This is a genomic window from Brevibacterium sp. Z349TD_9 (genome assembly GCF_056173565.1).
Genome location: NZ_CM149680.1, coordinates 1,618,240 through 1,634,282, shown reverse-complemented (window position 1 = coordinate 1,634,282; position 16,043 = coordinate 1,618,240). Strand labels below are relative to the sequence as shown.

Annotated in this window: 16 protein-coding genes and 2 pseudogenes; 9 read left to right on the top strand and 9 right to left on the bottom strand. The window is 63.4% G+C overall.

Annotated features, from left to right (window positions below; genetic code table 11):
• Positions 1–11: 11 nt before the first annotated feature.
• The 4 genes from AC0VYB_RS07345 to AC0VYB_RS07330 all read left to right on the top strand — a co-directional run bounded on the left by AC0VYB_RS07345 (position 12) and on the right by AC0VYB_RS07330 (position 4,008).
• Complete coding sequence (locus tag AC0VYB_RS07345; protein WP_415711840.1) at positions 12–2,231, top strand: copper-translocating P-type ATPase; 2,220 nt, start codon at positions 12–14, stop codon at positions 2,229–2,231.
• The gene (locus AC0VYB_RS07340) at positions 2,228–2,863 is read left to right on the top strand and encodes a DUF305 domain-containing protein (protein WP_415711839.1); all 636 of its coding nucleotides are present in this window, start codon (positions 2,228–2,230) and stop codon (positions 2,861–2,863) included. The genes AC0VYB_RS07345 and AC0VYB_RS07340 overlap by 4 nt, the downstream gene beginning before the upstream one ends.
• A gap of 264 nt (positions 2,864–3,127) precedes the next feature.
• The gene (locus AC0VYB_RS07335; RefSeq protein WP_415711838.1) at positions 3,128–3,421 is read left to right on the top strand and encodes a transposase; all 294 of its coding nucleotides are present in this window, start codon (positions 3,128–3,130) and stop codon (positions 3,419–3,421) included.
• Positions 3,418–4,008, top strand: coding sequence for an IS3 family transposase (locus tag AC0VYB_RS07330; protein ID WP_415711847.1), 591 nt, complete (start codon positions 3,418–3,420; stop codon positions 4,006–4,008). Before AC0VYB_RS07335 ends, AC0VYB_RS07330 begins: the two co-directional genes overlap by 4 nt.
• A gap of 21 nt (positions 4,009–4,029) precedes the next feature.
• Here AC0VYB_RS07330 and AC0VYB_RS07325 read toward each other — a convergent pair.
• The 4 genes from AC0VYB_RS07325 to AC0VYB_RS07310 form a co-directional block, all read right to left on the bottom strand.
• A protein-coding gene (locus tag AC0VYB_RS07325; RefSeq protein WP_414017399.1) for an IS3 family transposase occupies positions 4,030–5,213 on the bottom strand; the annotation gives its coding sequence in 2 pieces (ribosomal slippage) (positions 4,030–4,953 and positions 4,956–5,213; 1,182 coding nt in all).
• Positions 5,214–5,340: 127 nt separating this feature from the next.
• Positions 5,341–6,084, bottom strand: coding sequence for a lytic transglycosylase domain-containing protein (locus AC0VYB_RS07320; RefSeq protein WP_193338904.1), 744 nt, complete (start codon positions 6,082–6,084; stop codon positions 5,341–5,343).
• 41 nt (positions 6,085–6,125) lie between these two features.
• Complete coding sequence (locus AC0VYB_RS07315) at positions 6,126–7,820, bottom strand: hypothetical protein (protein WP_193338903.1); 1,695 nt, start codon at positions 7,818–7,820, stop codon at positions 6,126–6,128.
• Positions 7,821–8,324: a hypothetical protein gene (locus tag AC0VYB_RS07310; RefSeq protein ID WP_101624983.1), complete on the bottom strand. Its 504-nt coding sequence runs from the start codon at positions 8,322–8,324 to the stop codon at positions 7,821–7,823.
• A 145-nt stretch (positions 8,325–8,469) separates the two neighbouring features.
• On the opposite strand from AC0VYB_RS07310, the gene AC0VYB_RS07305 reads away from it, so the two are divergent.
• The 5 genes from AC0VYB_RS07305 (at position 8,470) to AC0VYB_RS07285 (ending at position 12,630) form a co-directional block, all read left to right on the top strand.
• Positions 8,470–9,617, top strand: a protein-coding gene (locus AC0VYB_RS07305) for an IS3 family transposase (protein ID WP_100227560.1) whose coding sequence is annotated in 2 segments (ribosomal slippage) — positions 8,470–8,740 and positions 8,740–9,617 — 1,149 coding nt in all. Because the reading frame shifts where the segments join, the coding sequence is not laid out codon by codon here.
• Positions 9,569–10,198 (top strand): tyrosine-type recombinase/integrase, encoded by a 630-nt coding sequence (locus AC0VYB_RS07300; RefSeq protein WP_227007392.1) that lies wholly within the window; start codon positions 9,569–9,571, stop codon positions 10,196–10,198. The genes AC0VYB_RS07305 and AC0VYB_RS07300 overlap by 49 nt, the downstream gene beginning before the upstream one ends.
• 72 nt (positions 10,199–10,270) lie before the next feature.
• Positions 10,271–10,852 carry a hypothetical protein gene (locus AC0VYB_RS07295; RefSeq protein ID WP_193338918.1) on the top strand — a complete coding sequence of 194 codons (582 nt, stop codon included), beginning with the start codon at positions 10,271–10,273 and terminating at the stop codon, positions 10,850–10,852.
• Positions 10,853–10,874: 22 nt separating this feature from the next.
• Positions 10,875–11,174: a thioredoxin domain-containing protein gene (locus AC0VYB_RS07290; protein ID WP_180960672.1), complete on the top strand. Its 300-nt coding sequence runs from the start codon at positions 10,875–10,877 to the stop codon at positions 11,172–11,174.
• Positions 11,175–11,328: 154 nt separating this feature from the next.
• Positions 11,329–12,630: a hypothetical protein gene (locus AC0VYB_RS07285; protein ID WP_146001457.1), complete on the top strand. Its 1,302-nt coding sequence runs from the start codon at positions 11,329–11,331 to the stop codon at positions 12,628–12,630.
• On the opposite strand, the pseudogene AC0VYB_RS07280 reads toward AC0VYB_RS07285, so the two are convergent.
• From AC0VYB_RS07280 to AC0VYB_RS07260, 5 genes and pseudogenes are all read right to left on the bottom strand, one after another.
• A pseudogene (locus tag AC0VYB_RS07280) lies at positions 12,610–12,912 on the bottom strand (integrase core domain-containing protein); the annotation flags it as partial. The gene AC0VYB_RS07285 and the pseudogene AC0VYB_RS07280 overlap by 21 nt on opposite strands.
• 17 nt (positions 12,913–12,929) lie before the next feature.
• Positions 12,930–14,077, bottom strand: a protein-coding gene (locus tag AC0VYB_RS07275; RefSeq protein ID WP_100227560.1) for an IS3 family transposase whose coding sequence is annotated in 2 segments (ribosomal slippage) — positions 12,930–13,807 and positions 13,807–14,077 — 1,149 coding nt in all. Because the reading frame shifts where the segments join, the coding sequence is not laid out codon by codon here.
• A 65-nt stretch (positions 14,078–14,142) separates the two neighbouring features.
• A pseudogene (locus AC0VYB_RS07270) lies at positions 14,143–15,008 on the bottom strand (IS3 family transposase); the annotation flags it as partial.
• A gap of 62 nt (positions 15,009–15,070) precedes the next feature.
• On the bottom strand, positions 15,071–15,415 hold the full coding sequence (locus AC0VYB_RS07265; protein ID WP_101624868.1) for a hypothetical protein: 345 nt from the start codon (positions 15,413–15,415) through the stop codon (positions 15,071–15,073).
• 112 nt (positions 15,416–15,527) lie between these two features.
• A complete protein-coding gene (locus AC0VYB_RS07260; RefSeq protein WP_101624867.1) occupies positions 15,528–15,761 on the bottom strand; it encodes a hypothetical protein in 234 nt (77 codons plus the stop codon).
• Between the last annotated feature and the right edge of the window lie 282 nt (positions 15,762–16,043).

Below are 16,043 nucleotides of genomic sequence, written 5' to 3'. Positions count from 1 at the left end.
GAAGGACAACGATGAGCAATCCGGAGCACCACCACCAGCACCACGACGATCACCTCGACGCGGGCAGCCACGGACAGGCGATGCCGCAGGGACACCGGCACTCCGCCCTCGATGAACGCCCGGCACCGGCCCACGGTGGTCATGCCGGGCACGACCATGACGAGCATTCAGGCCATGGGGAGCACGCCGGGCACAGTGTTGCGATGTTCCGGAACCGGTTCTGGGTCAGTCTGATCCTGTCGGTGCCGGTCGTCATCTTCAGCCACATGGTCGCCGACCTGCTCGGCTATCAGGTGCCCGAGTTCTTCGGCTCGGCTTGGATCGCCCCGGTGCTGGGCACGGTCATCTACGTCTACGGCGGCATGCCCTTCCTCAAGGGCGGGCTCAATGAGCTGAAATCGCGGCAGCCGGGGATGATGCTGCTGATCGCGATGGCCATCACCGTGGCCTTCGTCGCCTCCTGGATCACCAGCTTGGGCATCGGCGACTTCATGCTCGACTTCTGGTGGGAGCTGGCACTGCTGGTCACCATCATGCTGCTGGGCCACTGGATGGAGATGCGTGCACTCGGTGCGGCATCCGGCGCGCTCGACGCGCTGGCCGAACTGCTGCCCGACGAAGCCGAAAAGGTCACCGATCTGGGCATCATCACCGTCCCGATCGCCCAGCTGCGCATCGGCGACACCGTCCTGGTCCGGTCCGGGTCCCGGGTTCCGGCCGACGGACGCATCATCGACGGGCGCGCCGAGTTCGACGAGTCCATGATCACCGGCGAATCGAAGCCCGTCGCCCGCGAGCTCGGCGACACGGTGGTCGCCGGCACCGTCGCCACCGACAACGCGGTACGTGTGAGGGTGGAGGCCACCGGCGGGGACACCGCCCTGGCAGGCATCCAGCGGATGGTCGCCGAAGCCCAGGCGTCCTCGTCGCGGGCGCAGGCGCTGGCTGATCGCGCCGCGGCGCTGCTGTTCTGGTTCGCGCTGGTCGCGGGCATCATCACCTTCGCCGTCTGGCTGCTGCTCGGCTTCCCCGACCAAGCGGTGATCCGCACGGTGACGGTGCTCGTCATCGCCTGCCCGCACGCGCTCGGCCTGGCGATTCCGCTGGTGATCGCCATCTCAACGGAGAAGGCCGCCCGGTCGGGCGTGCTCATCAAGAACCGGCTCGCGCTGGAGCGGATGCGCTCGATCGACGTCGTGCTGTTCGACAAGACCGGCACTCTCACGCAGGGCGCGCATGCGGTCACCGGGATCACCCATGTCACCGGCACCACCGCCGGGCGGGTGCTGGCGCTGGCAGCTGCCGCCGAGGCCAACAGCGAACACCCGGTGGCACGGGCGATCACCGCAGCGGCAGCCGAGGACCCGGAAGCGGCCTCGACTCGTCTGCAGGCACGCGAGTTCACCGCCGCCGCCGGTCGCGGGGTCCGCGCCATGGTCGATGGTTCCGAGATCACCGTCGGCGGGCCCAACATGCTGCGCGACTACGGATTGGAATCACCAGCCGAGATCGCAGCCGATGTCGAGGAATGGACGCAGCGCGGTGCCAGCGTCCTGCACATCGTCCAGGACCGGACCATTATCGGCGCGGTCGCGCTGGAGGACCGTGTGCGGCCGGAATCCCGGGCCGCGGTCCACGCCCTGCAGGAACGCGGCGTCAAGGTCGCGCTCATCACCGGTGACGCGCAGCAGGTCGCCGACGCCGTCGGCCGCGACCTCGGCATCGACGAGGTCTTCGCCGAAGTGCTCCCGCAGGACAAGGACTCCGCCGTCATCGACCTGCAGAACAGGGGACTGTCGGTGGCGATGGTCGGCGACGGCGTCAACGACGCCCCCGCCCTTGCCCGTGCAGATGTCGGCATCGCCATCGGGGCGGGCACCGACGTGGCTATGGAATCGGCCGGGGTCGTACTGGCCGGCAACGATCCACGGGCAGTGCTGTCGATGATCGACCTGTCCCGGGCCAGCTACCGCAAGATGATCCAGAACCTGGCCTGGGCGACCGGCTACAACGTCCTCGCCGTCCCGCTGGCCGCCGGAGTCCTGGCCCCCATCGGGCTCGTGCTCTCCCCGGCCGTCGGCGCGATCCTGATGTCGCTGTCGACGATCGTCGTCGCCCTCAATGCACAGCTGCTGCGCCGCACCGAACTCAACCCGGCATGGCTGGCACCAACCCCGACTGAGACGTCCCGACCAGAAACCGTCCACCCCCAAGGAAAGGTCACATCATGAAGCGCACACCACTGGCAGTTGCGGCAGCCGTCGCCGGCACGCTGATCCTCTCGGCTTGCACCGGAAACGCCGACCCCGGTAGCACAGGGGAAGATCCGGCCCCTGCGACCTCGGTCGCCACCGACACCGCAGGCTCCGGTGAGGAGATCTCCGAGGAGCACAACGATGCCGACGTCATGTTCGCGCAGATGATGATCCCGCACCATCAGCAGGCCGTCGAGATGAGCGAGACCCTGCTGGCCAAGGACGACATCCCGCAGAACGTCGCTGACTTCGCCCAGGGAGTCATCGACGCGCAGGGGCCCGAGATTGACCGGATGAACGCCATGCTCGAAGCCTGGGGCCAGGAACCCATGGGCGACATGGGTGACTCGGGCGGTCACGGCGGTCACGGCGGCATGAGCGGGATGATGAGCGAGGACGACATGCAGCAGCTCGAAGACGCCACCGGCACCGAGGCCGCGAAGCTGTACCTGGAGCAGATGACCAGACATCACGAGGGCGCCGTAGAGATGGCCGAACAGCAGGTGTCCGACGGGCAGAACCCGCAGGCGATAGCGCTGGCCGAGCAGGTCATCGAAGACCAGGAGGCGGAGATTCAGGAGATGAAGACGATGCTCGACGAACTCTGACCCGCGGGCGACGAGCCCACCGTGGGACACGCGCACCACCTCGAAAGGAATGAGCATGGACACCAAGATCAAAGTCGCGGTGAATGGATACGGGGTCATCGGCAAACGCGTCGCCGACGCCGTCCTGGCCCAGGACGACATGGAACTCATCGGCGTCAGCGACGTCACCGCCGACTATCGGGTCGCGGCCGCCGCCGCGCGCGACATCCCTGGGGTGTATCAAGGTTCTTGGACAGTTCCTCTTGATGGGAGAGGATCAAGAGCATGGCAAGTGCATCACGGCGGAAGTTCAGCCCGCAGTTCAAGGCTGAGGCGGTCCAGCTGGTCGTGCAGAACGATCGGCCGATCGTCGAGGTGGCCGGCGAGCTGCAGGTCAATCCGGGGACTTTGGGCAATTGGGTCAAGCGTTACCGGCAGGACATCCCGGAACCGGTTCAAGAGTTGAAGCCGGCCGATCACGCTCGGCTGGCTGAGTTGGAAGACGAGGTCCGGCGGCTGCGGATGGAGAACGAGTTCTTGAAAAAAGCCGCGGCCTTCTTCGCCAGGGAGCAGGACTGAATGAGAAGTCAGCCCTGATCGAGGCGGAGAAGGGAAACTATCCGATCAGCTGGATGTGTCAGAAGCTGGGCGTGGCCCGGTCGTCGTTCTACGCGTGGCGGGCTCGAGTCGGGACCCTCACGGCGACGCAGGCGCGTCGCGAGGCGCTGAAGAGCGAGATCGTACGGGTCTTCGCACAGCAGCGCGGGACTGCGGGATGCCGGCGGATCGCGGCCGAGCTCAACGACAACGAGTTCCCCTGCTCTGTGGGACTGGTGGCCGATCTGATGCGCGAACTGGGGCTGGCTGCGATCCAGAAGCGCGCCGACAAGCGCACTACCGTCGTCGATGAGCAGGCCCAGGTTTTCACCGATCGGCTGGAACGCGACTTCGACCCGGACTCTTATGCGCCGGGGCAGGCGCTGGTCGGCGACATCACCTACCTGCGCACCGGCCAAGGCTGGTTGTATCTGGCCACGGTGATCGATTTGGCTACGCGCATGGTCATCGGCTGGCAGATCGCCGAGCGCATGCGCGCCAGCCTGGTCGTCGATGCTCTTGAGATGGCGCGCACGCAAGGCGGAGCCACGGCAGGAGGGGACTGCTGACGGTTTAGTTGACTCCGGGGTTTATGCCGCCAGAGCGACGGCCTTGTGGTGAACAAGCTCGTATTCAACCGGAGTCAGTTTACCCAAACGCCGTTGCCGACGCTTCCGGTGGTAGGTCCGCTCGACCCAGTGGACGATCGATGTCCGCAACCTCGCTCGCGTGTCCCAACGGCCCCGGTCGAGGACGTTCTTCTGCAACACAGCGAAGAACGATTCCATCGCCGCATTATCACCAGCAGCGCCGACCCGACCCATCGATCCGACTAGCCCGTAACGCCGTAGAACCTGCTGGAACTTACGAGAGCGAAATTGCGACCCGCGATCCGAGTGAACGACACACCCTGCCACGGCTCGCGGTCCGCCACGACGAGCCACAGCGTCATCAATCGCCGCCACAGCCAGACGAGATTTCATCCTCGAATCGATGGCATAACCGACGATTCTGTTGCTGAACACATCCTTGACCGCGCACATATACAGCTTGCCCTCACTGGTGTGATGCTCGGTGATATCGGTCAGCCACAACTCGTTGACTGCCTTTGCTGTGAAGTCGCGTTCGACGAGGTCATCACACACTGGCGGGCCGGGCTTCTTACCGTGCTTCCGGGCTCGTTTGATCGTGTGGGAGAACAGCTCCTGCTGCGAGCACAGCCGCCACACACGACGTTCAGAGGCGCTGTATCCGCACGCCTGGAGCTCATCAGCGATGAACCGGTGCCCGAACTCAGGATCGTCCGTATGAACGTCGTAGGCGGCATTGATCAAGTGCGCCTCCTCGAGTTCCCGGTCAGAGACAGGTTTCGCGCACCACTTGTAGAAACCCTGCTTGGTAAAGCCGAGTACCCGGCAGGCCACTGCCACCGGCACCCCGGCGGCAGCAAGGTCGAGGACCAGCGGGTACATCATTTTGGGTGATGACCACCGAGCTTCAAGTTCGCTTGCGAGAGATACGCTGCAGCCTCGCGGAGGATCTTGTTCTCCCGCTCGAGTTCCCTGATCCGCTTCAGTGCTGCTGCCTGGGCGCGTGACTCCTCGGGATCACGGGAGGGCTCGAGGCCGTGCTCGCGCAGGCGGGAGTCACGGACCCAGGCCTGGAGAGCTGACTTCGAGATGCCGAGGTCGGCGCAGACCTGCTTCTGGGTCATCCCCTCGCCCAGGAGCTCGAGAGCTGATTGCTTGAACTCATCGGTGTAGATCTTTGGCATGACTTCCATCCTTCCTGGAACTTATCCAGTCGTGAAGTCAACTAAACCCTCAGCAGTCCCAACTCATCGGTGTAGATCTTTGGCATGACTTCCATCCTTCCTGGAACTTATCCAGTCGTGAAGTCAACTAAACCCTCAGCAGTCCCTCCTCACCGTGGCGAGCGGCCGTACTACGGGGCAGTTGGACTCGTTTATCCCAGGCGAGGTGTTTCGCGGTCTTGAGGATGTCTCCGCCGCCTCCGGCTCCACTATCGCCGGGATCTTCACAGTCGGTGGTGTAGTCGCCTTTGGCGGCCTTGGTGATGTTCTCGACGTAATTGCGGGTTTCCTCGATCTTGTTGATCTTGTTCATGTCGTAGTCGAGTTCCTTCACCTTGCCGGGGCCAGCGTTGTACGCAGCCAGGGTGAGCTCTACCAGGTTTTTGTCGCCCTTGGCGTGGTCTTTGACGAGGTTCTTCAGGTGCTTCATGTATCGCCCCTGGGCGGCGATGGCGTCCTTGGGGTTGAACGGATCGCCACCATTACCGAATTCTTTCCACGTTTCGGGCATGAACTGGGCAAGTCCCTTTGCTCCGACGGGGCTGACGGCTTTCGGGTCCCAGTTCGATTCGGCTTTGAGTTGGGCGGCGATGATGCCAACGGAGAGGCCTGATTCCTTGGCGGCGGCATCTACGTAGTCTTGGTACTCGTCGGGGACGACGACAGCCGAGGAATTGCCGCCGCCCGGTGTGCAGGTCGGTTCCTCGGCTGCTGAAGCGTCCTCGCTCGGGGCGGTGAGCAGTCCGAGCACGAGGACGATGAGCAGGATGATCGCCGTAGCGAAGACCACAGCGGCCCCAAGGAGTGTGGGGATCAGCTTACGAACGATCATGCTGGTGAAACCTCCATTTCAGTGGCAGGTGAGGCTACGGACTACTTCTTGGTCCGACGGTTAAAGGCGATCACGCCGAGGCCGGCTGCGGTGAGAATGACCAATCCGCCGATAACGAGACCGATGACCAGTCCATTGGGTGAGCTGGTCGCTGACGAGTCAGGCTGGGAGCCGGAGTCGGTGGTGACGGTTCGGTCATCGTCTGATGACGGAGTCGGGGCAGGTTCGCTGCTGTCTGATTCGGACGGTTCGTCGTTGGGTTCGTCTTCGTTGGTCAGTCCGAGGTCATCACCTGGTTGCTGTGGCGTTTCGGTGTCATCGCCGGGACCGGTTGGTAGCTCGGGTACGTCGACTGGGTCATTCGGTGCAGGCTTGTCGAGGTTGGAATCGTCGGCATTGCCCTCGGCTTTGTCTTTGGAGTCAGCAGGTTCTTTGCCTCCGTCTGCCTTGGTCTTGCCATCGTCACCGTCGTTAGCCCCGTCATCGGCGTGGCCCTCGTCGGCGTTGTCGTTCGGGCCGTCTGCGCCGGAGCCAGCATTGGCGCCGGTTCCGCCAGCGTCGGTTGTGGCGTCGTTGCTGTCGCCGGGGTCGTCCGTTGCTGAGTCGGAGTCGGAAGCGTCGTTCCCCGGGCCGTTTGCGGAAGCGGATGCGTCTTGATCGGTGCCGTCGGCACCATCATTGCTAGAGGCATTGGCCTGCGTGCTGTCGTCGTCATCGGACCCATGCGAGTCAGCCTGTGAAGAGCCACCACTCGCGGTTCCTTCTGACGTTCCGTTATCGCCCGATTTGTCATCGTCGCCGTCTGACTGCGAGGTCCCGTCTCGACCGGTGTCCGAGTTCGCGGTGTCGGCGGCGTTGGATTCTGATGACCCGGTGTCGTCGGTGGTCGCGTTGGAATCGGCAGGGTTGTCGATGGTTCCTCCCCCGGTGATGGTGACCCGGCCGGCGACCCAGTTGCCGTCATTGTCGAGGACTGTGTACTTGATCGTCACGGACCCGTCGAAGGGCGCATAGGGGGTGAAGTTGATCTGGCCATCACCGCGAATGGTGAACGTGCCGACATCGAGGACGATGAGTCGAGTGGGAGTGCCAGTGGTGGGATCGATGAGAGCCAACGATGACTGATCGTAGTGATCTTCGGGAATTGCGGGCTTGAGGTCAACCGCATCCGAGTTGTCCTTGGGGTATTTGTGGCCGGTCTCTTTCGGGTGTTCCGGATCGCCGGGTTCGGTCGGTGGTTCCTCGCCAGGATCTGCCGGGTCGTAGCCGTCCTGGTCAGGAGGATCTGTGGGGTCTGGTTCTTCCCCGTCGGCATCCGCATCGGCCTCGGCGTCATCATCGGTGTTCGCCGTCGCATCATTGTCATCGTTGCCGTCGGTCGCAGCACCAGCGTCGGCGTTGTCGTCTGGGCCGTCGGCCTCGGCTTCGGACGACGCGTCGGCTTGTGTGTCGTCTGCCGGTGCGGTTGGGACAGTGGCATCGACGGGGGAATCAGGAGTCTTCGACGGAGCAGGTGCCGTTGGAACTGTCGGGTCGGCGGTCGGTGCTTCGGCGGGCTGAGTCGTTGCGGTCGGGCGACTGTCAGGGGACGTATCCACCGTGGGCGATACAGGTCTCGTCGTCGCTGGTGGCTGAGTCGTGGCTTCGTGAGCGAGGGCCGGTGCGACTGCTGTGGCGGGGATCGCGAGGCCGAGGATCACGGCTGCTGCCGTGGCGCGATGCTTGGGGGTGTGCATTTACTTTCCTTCCGTGTTGGTAAGAGCTGTGATGGACCCGTCGGGGTTGCGAACTATTGCAGGCCCCTTGTCGGTGTAGCCGAGCAGGCGTGCCTGATCGGGTTCGGGGTAAGTGGATGTTGCGTCGAAGTAGGTGCGTTGTCCGTTCGCCTCGGTGACGGCGAGGGGACCGAGCGCGGTCGTGAACGGTGTTCCGTTGCCATCGGCGATTAGGCTTCCGTCCGCGAGGTTGACCGCTTTGTCACCGATGATGCCGGTGCCCATGGTGCGACCTACTTGCCAGGAATCAGCGGCAGCGGTATCTGACAGCGGGAAGGCCGCGGTGATCGCGGCGTCGTCGTCGAGATTGTGCACGGTCACGGTGGGCTGACCATCAACGGTCCATTCGGCGACCGTGACCCCGTGTCCCGATGAGATGTGCCGTGAGAATGTCGCGGAGTCCGTGGGGGCAGGGAGGTCAAGGGTCTTCGCTTCAGCCTTGTCGTCAAGGGGGTCGATGACCACTTGGGGGCGGGCTGAATCTGCTTGAATCAGCGTCTTGCCGTCGATGGCAGACGGAATGAATGTGGGCTGACCCCGGGATGTAGGTCCAGTCGTTGTGTGAGTCGTCTTGATGCTCGCTGCTGCGGGCAGGAAGACTGGTCTCATCATGACGAACACGAGGAAGCGGCACACGCCTGAGCAGGTCGTGCGCAAGCTCGGACAGGCCGACCGGATGCTGGCCGATGGCGCGGACGTCGCGGCGGTGTGCCGCGAGCTGGGCGTGTCGGAACAGACGTACTACCGGTGGCGCAACCAGTACGGCGGGCTCAAGGCCGACGACGCCAAGCGCCTCAAGGAGCTCGAGAAGCAGAACGCCACCCTCAAGCGTCTGCTCGCTGAAGCAGAGCTGGAGAAGGCGGCGCTGAAGGAGCTGGCAGAGGGAAACTTCTAGGCCCGGGCAGGAGGCGCGCCGCTGTCGCTCACCTCATCGCGAAGATGCGGGTGAGCGAGCGGATGGCGTGCCGGCTGACCGGGCTATCCAGGTCCGCCTACCGGCGCACCCTCAAGGCCGATACCGTCGCCGACCCCGACGCCGCCTTGCGTGAATGGCTGCGCGGTTACGCGAAGAAGCACCCCCGCTGGGGCTACCGGCGCGCGTGCCACGACGCCCGCGGCGAGGGCTGGCAGGTCAACCACAAGAAGATCCAGCGGCTATGGCGCGAGGAAGGCCTACGCGTGCCCCAGCGACGTCGCCGTAAGCGCATCGGCTCCTCGACCACGGACGCCCCCAAGGCGTGCGCCCCGAACGTGGTGTGGGCCATCGACTTCCAGTTCGACGTCGACGAGGCCGGGCGTCCGATCAAAATCGCGTCGATCGTGGACGAGCACACCCGGGTCTGCCTCGGCGGCCTCGTGGAACGCTCCATCACCGCCGACCGTCTCACCGACCATCTCGACGACCTCGTTAAGCTGCACGGACCGCCCGCGGTCCTCAGAAGCGACAACGGGCCCGAGTTCATCAGCCAGGCGATCGCCGACTGGGCCGGCACCCGCACCGGCTTGTCGTACATCCCGCCCGGCTCGCCGTGGCTCAACGGCTACGTCGAGTCGTTCAACTCCCGCCTGCGCGACGAGTGCTTGAACATCAACAGCTTCTACTCACTGCTGCACGCCCAGGTCGTCATCGGCGACTGGAAGGTCGAGTACAACACCGTGCGACGCCACTCGGCGCTGGGCTACCTCACCCCGGCCGACTATGCTCGCCACTGCACCCACGAAATGGAACCCGACGACTCACACAGAGACCGGACCTAACAACGGGGGCGGCCCAGAACCCCTGCCCAGAGTCCGCAGTAACTGCGGCGCTCAGGCGGTGCACCCGAATCCAAGACGTCATGATGCTCTTGCTCGGCGAGTATCAGGGACTCAGAGCATCTGAGACTGCCCAGCTCCACACGAGCGACTTCGACCCAGTTCACGATCAGCTCCGCGTGACTGGCAAAGGCAACAAAACGAGAATCCTCCCTCTGCATCCCATCGTGAAAGAGGCCCTCGCCCACTTCAGCCCAGGCTTCCTCTTCCCGTCCGACCGAAACCCCACCGGTCATGTCCTTGGACGCTCACTAGGTCGGCGTGTCCGGCATCTCCTTGGCCATGTCCCCAAACTCAACGCTCACAGCCTTCGGCATAAGTTCGGATGCGAAACTCTCGAGCTCAACCCGGACCTGTTGGCCCTCCGCGACTTACTCGGCCACGAATCCGTCGAGACCACCCAGATCTACGCTCGCGCCTCGGCACAACGTCTGCAGAAGATGGTATTCGCGTTGCCCACGAAACCTGACCGAATGTCCACACTCACCGAAATCGACGCGGGAACCAGCGCTAGGCACCAATAGATCTCGACAAGCACAATCAGTCGCCGGCACCGAACCTTCACCAGGAACGCAACCAACCCTGAGGAAGACGCCATGGCAATCCCAACCCACTACCCGATGAAGTACAAATGTGGACACACTGTCAAAACCGACCTCTCCAAGATTCCGGCCTCAAAGCGTGCCGCCGCTGCACAGTCTGACTTCTACGTCAGCCGCGCCCGAGACGGCAAGGGCATGGACTGCCCCAACTGCTTCAAGAAGAACAGCGCAGCCGACAAAGAACAGTTCCTCAAGCAGCTCATGCTCGACACCATCGCGTTCGAAGACGAGCACGGCCTGCCGGAGCTAACCGGCACCGACAAGATGATGTCTTCCGGACTCATCGACTCGGCCAGACGCGATCGCTTCACCGCTCTGGCTATGGTGGCCGACGACGAGAACTACGCCAATGACTGGGCCGGAATCATCACGGACACTCAGTCGCTGACCTGGGCCGGATGGTGGGTCAACAACTTCTCCTACAAGGTCCGCAAGGCCAACGACACCACTAGCGAAGACGTCGTGGAACTCATTCGCGACGGAGCAGAGCAGGAGGCCACCCGTCCCCAAACTGATGCCTATGCCACGGAGAACCCCCATGACTGGAACCCCGATGAAGAACACCCCGACGACTAATTCTCATAAGGAGGACGACACCATGACTGGAATCACCGTCTGGACCAAGCCTGACTGCACTCAGTGCACGGGCACATTCCGATTCTTCGAAAAGGAGGGCATCTCCAAGGCTGCTCTCACGGTGAAGGACCTCACCCACCCGGACAACGCAGCTCAGCTCCAGAACTTCAAAGACCGAGGGCTGATGCAAGCACCGATCGTGCAGACACCGCAGGACACCTGGAGCGGATTCAACCCCGACAAAATCAAAACTGCCGCAACCCAGATGCGAACCAGCACGCCGTCACCGGCCATGTCAATGACCGGCCCTGGTCTCCATTGATTGCTATCCGCGATCACCAGATTCGTGGCCGTCTTCCACCCGCGAAGACGGCCACAGTCACGTTCGTAACCGATTCTTGACAAACATTTGCCCACCGAGGCCGAGAAACCCCAGAGACGACCATTGAACCCCCTCACGGCGGAGGCCGAGATTCATGCGCAACGATAAGGCGGAGAGCACGCTGACACAGCGAGACGACATCCTCCCGACCGACCACGGACGCTCCTTCATGATCACAGCGGCCGTAACCATCATCGACAGGTCCAACACCGAAGTTGAAGCCAAGAGCTTCGACGACGCGATCCGTCTCATCCGCCGCCGCTACCATCCCACCCCACCCGTCGTTGAACTCGCACGCGTGCACACCAACGACACCGACTGCTTCGATCCTCGCAAATGGGTCATCACCCCAACCGAGTTCCGTGAACTCGACGACGACGAAGCCGAGACGGCCCGAGCGACCTACCGATTCAAGTACGTCGACTACAGCGTCATCGTTCCCGGCGAAGGGTCATTCCGAACCCACCGCACCACACTCGAAGGAGTCGTCGCCGCCGCTCAGGCACTGTCGAACCGCGAACTGAGCGAAATCGAGCTGACGAGTCACCTCCCTGGTCTGAAAGCCCGAACACTCGAACCTCAACAGTTTGAAGACGCCACTACTGTCGTGTCCGTACCTGAACGTCCCACCTACGCACCTCGGCGTCAACGGCTCCGGCCTAGGAAGTTTGCGCCGGTGACCAATCGCCTCAATTCGATCACTACGGCAATGGCAGCTCGACGCGCTGCCAAGTCCAAGGCGAACCCACCGGTCCCCAAAGGAACGACAAAGTCCACCTCCACTCGGCCCGGACTCAAACTCGACCGCAAATGGATCCCCGTCGTCATTGCCCTCGCCCTCGTCGCAGTGCTCATCGTCTTGATCCCACTGCTAGTCCGCAACGGCGATGAAGCTGAGCCGGTCTCAGCTCCCGTCTGGGCTACGACCATCGCTCCTGCGACTCCGAACTCAACACCCCTGCTCGACGGATACGACAACGAAGCATGGAGCCTTCCAGCAGGCAAAGCCGAAGCCGCATCAGCATTCGCCGCAGGTGTCGCCTACGTGGCATCTGAACCCCGCGAACTCGTGCTCCTCGACACCAATTCAGGTAAGGAACTGGGCAAGACGGGCCTGGATTCGTCCATCAGCTACAGCTCGGAATTCATAGCCGGTGATGTCCCAGCGGTGGCAGCTCGCACGGAGAAGTCTCTCACTGCCATCACCGCCAAAGGCGATACGCAGGCATGGAAGATCGCCAAAGACGATACCGTCCGTATCACAGGAACAACCCCCATGGTCGTGTCCAAGGACGGCAAGGTCTCGGCTCTCATTGTTGGTGAGGACAAGCCCGTCGCTGTCACTCGTGATACATCATTTGGGCCGCCCCCGTTGTTAGGTCCGGTCTCTGTGTGAGTCGTCGGGTTCCATTTCGTGGGTGCAGTGGCGAGCATAGTCGGCCGGGGTGAGGTAGCCCAGCGCCGAGTGGCGTCGCACGGTGTTGTACTCGACCTTCCAGTCGCCGATGACGACCTGGGCGTGCAGCAGTGAGTAGAAGCTGTTGATGTTCAAGCACTCGTCGCGCAGGCGGGAGTTGAACGACTCGACGTAGCCGTTGAGCCACGGCGAGCCGGGCGGGATGTACGACAAGCCGGTGCGGGTGCCGGCCCAGTCGGCGATCGCCTGGCTGATGAACTCGTGGGCCGCCCCCGTTGTTAGGTCCGGTCTCTGTGTGAGTCGTCGGGTTCCATTTCGTGGGTGCAGTGGCGAGCATAGTCGGCCGGGGTGAGGTAGCCCAGCGCCGAGTGGCGTCGCACGGTGTTGTACTCGACCTTCCAGTCGCCGATGACGACCTGGGCGTGCAGCAGTGAGTAGAAGCTGTTGATGTTCAAGCACTCGTCGCGCAGGCGGGAGTTGAACGACTCGACGTAGCCGTTGAGCCACGGCGAGCCGGGCGGGATGTACGACAAGCCGGTGCGGGTGCCGGCCCAGTCGGCGATCGCCTGGCTGATGAACTCGGGCCCGTTGTCGCTTCTGAGGACCGCGGGCGGTCCGTGCAGCTTAACGAGGTCGTCGAGATGGTCGGTGAGACGGTCGGCGGTGATGGAGCGTTCCACGAGGCCGCCGAGGCAGACCCGGGTGTGCTCGTCCACGATCGACGCGATTTTGATCGGACGCCCGGCCTCGTCGACGTCGAACTGGAAGTCGATGGCCCACACCACGTTCGGGGCGCACGCCTTGGGGGCGTCCGTGGTCGAGGAGCCGATGCGCTTACGGCGACGTCGCTGGGGCACGCGTAGGCCTTCCTCGCGCCATAGCCGCTGGATCTTCTTGTGGTTGACCTGCCAGCCCTCGCCGCGGGCGTCGTGGCACGCGCGCCGGTAGCCCCAGCGGGGGTGCTTCTTCGCGTAACCGCGCAGCCATTCACGCAAGGCGGCGTCGGGGTCGGCGACGGTATCGGCCTTGAGGGTGCGCCGGTAGGCGGACCTGGATAGCCCGGTCAGCCGGCACGCCATCCGCTCGCTCACCCGCATCTTCGCGATGAGGTGAGCGACAGCGGCGCGCCTCCTGCCCGGGCCTAGAAGTTTCCCTCTGCCAGCTCCTTCAGCGCCGCCTTCTCCAGCTCTGCTTCAGCGAGCAGACGCTTGAGGGTGGCGTTCTGCTTCTCGAGCTCCTTGAGGCGCTTGGCGTCGTCGGCCTTGAGCCCGCCGTACTGGTTGCGCCACCGGTAGTACGTCTGTTCCGACACGCCCAGCTCGCGGCACACCGCCGCGACGTCCGCGCCATCGGCCAGCATCCGGTCGGCCTGTCCGAGCTTGCGCACGACCTGCTCAGGCGTGTGCCGCTTCCTCGTGTTCGTCATGATGAGACCAGTCTTCCTGCCCGCAGCAGCGAGCATCAAGACGACTCACACAACGACTGGACCTACATCCCGGGGTCAGCCCACTCGGGCCCGTTGTCGCTTCTGAGGACCGCGGGCGGTCCGTGCAGCTTAACGAGGTCCTCGAGATGGTCGGTGAGACGGTCGGCGGTGATGGAGCGTTCCACGAGGCCGCCGAGGCAGACCCGGGTGTGCTCGTCCACGATCGACGCGATTTTGATCGGACGCCCGGCCTCGTCGACGTCGAACTGGAAGTCGATGGCCCACACCACGTTCGGGGCGCACGCCTTGGGGGCGTCCGTGGTCGAGGAGCCGATGCGCTTACGGCGACGTCGCTGGGGCACGCGTAGGCCTTCCTCGCGCCATAGCCGCTGGATCTTCTTGTGGTTGACCTGCCAGCCCTCGCCGCGGGCGTCGTGGCACGCGCGCCGGTAGCCCCAGCGGGGGTGCTTCTTCGCGTAACCGCGCAGCCATTCACGCAAGGCGGCGTCGGGGTCGGCGACGGTATCGGCCTTGAGGGTGCGCCGGTAGGCGGACCTGGATAGCCCGGTCAGCCGGCACGCCATCCGCTCGCTCACCCGCATCTTCGCGATGAGGTGAGCGACAGCGGCGCGCCTCCTGCCCGGGCCTAGAAGTTTCCCTCTGCCAGCTCCTTCAGCGCCGCCTTCTCCAGCTCTGCTTCAGCGAGCAGACGCTTGAGGGTGGCGTTCTGCTTCTCGAGCTCCTTGAGGCGCTTGGCGTCGTCGGCCTTGAGCCCGCCGTACTGGTTGCGCCACCGGTAGTACGTCTGTTCCGACACGCCCAGCTCGCGGCACACCGCCGCGACGTCCGCGCCATCGGCCAGCATCCGGTCGGCCTGTCCGAGCATGCGCACGACCTGCTCAGGCGTGTGCCGCTTCCTCGTGTTCGTCATGATGAGACCAGTCTTCCTGCCCGCAGCAGCGAGCATCAAGACGACTCACACAACGACTGGACCTACATCCCGGGGTCAGCCCAGTTCGGTATTCCTTTTGGGGCGCTGATGGTTGGGAAGTCGTCGGCGAGGTTGTGCTCGGTGTATCTGTGGCGGCGTGCCCACTTATAGAAGACCGAGGCTGAGGACTTCGCGCTCCGTTTGGTCCACGGGGATGGGCCTATAGATTTCGACAACCAGGTAAGGATGTCTTTGAGCTCCAGAGAGAGGATGTGGCTGTTGCGGGCGGATGCCCACTGTGCGAGTCGCCGAACGTAGTAGGTTCGGGTCTCAACCGTGCCTGGGGAGAGGTAGGCTGCGATAGTGATTTCAAACTGTTCGATCAGATCGGCGTGATCGGGAAGCATGTGACCTCACTTTCATTGGAAGTGAAGATGGTTCTACATGCTTTAGGCATCGGCAACACGAATTGTCTCAATAGGTCAGACCCCTACGGCAGTGGAAGCTGGCCGCTACCAGTCAACGGGCACGACTGTTATCCCCCGACGTAGCAATCATCCCTATCGTCACAAGGGGACCAAAGATCGCCATTCCCCAGACGATGGCAGTCGCGTCGCCGCCGGAAAGGATGACGTACCAGCCCCAGACTGCGGCACCAGCGCTGACCAGGATCAGAAGCTCAGCAGCGATGCCGAATGCGACGAGGGCAAGAAACCCGACGATGATGAGGGCCACGATATCTGAGAAGTTCATGGCTTCCCCCTCCTTCGTTGTTCGTTCTAGTGTTCCAAGTCACTGTAGCTTGAGGCTCTGACACGAGTGGCGGATTACTGCGGGAAGTCGCCCCGTGAGAAGAAGTCTCGGTCCGGATATGGAGCGCATTCGAGGCCACGGTCGAATAGTGCTGTCCTGACAGGTCCACGTGCAGATTTCGGACCAGAGACTTCGATGTCTACTTTCTCGACGTACCTGCCCGCGTAGATCCCTGCGTCATGCTGGCCGGATCGGTCGTGTCGTGTGAAGGAGAGTCCGTCC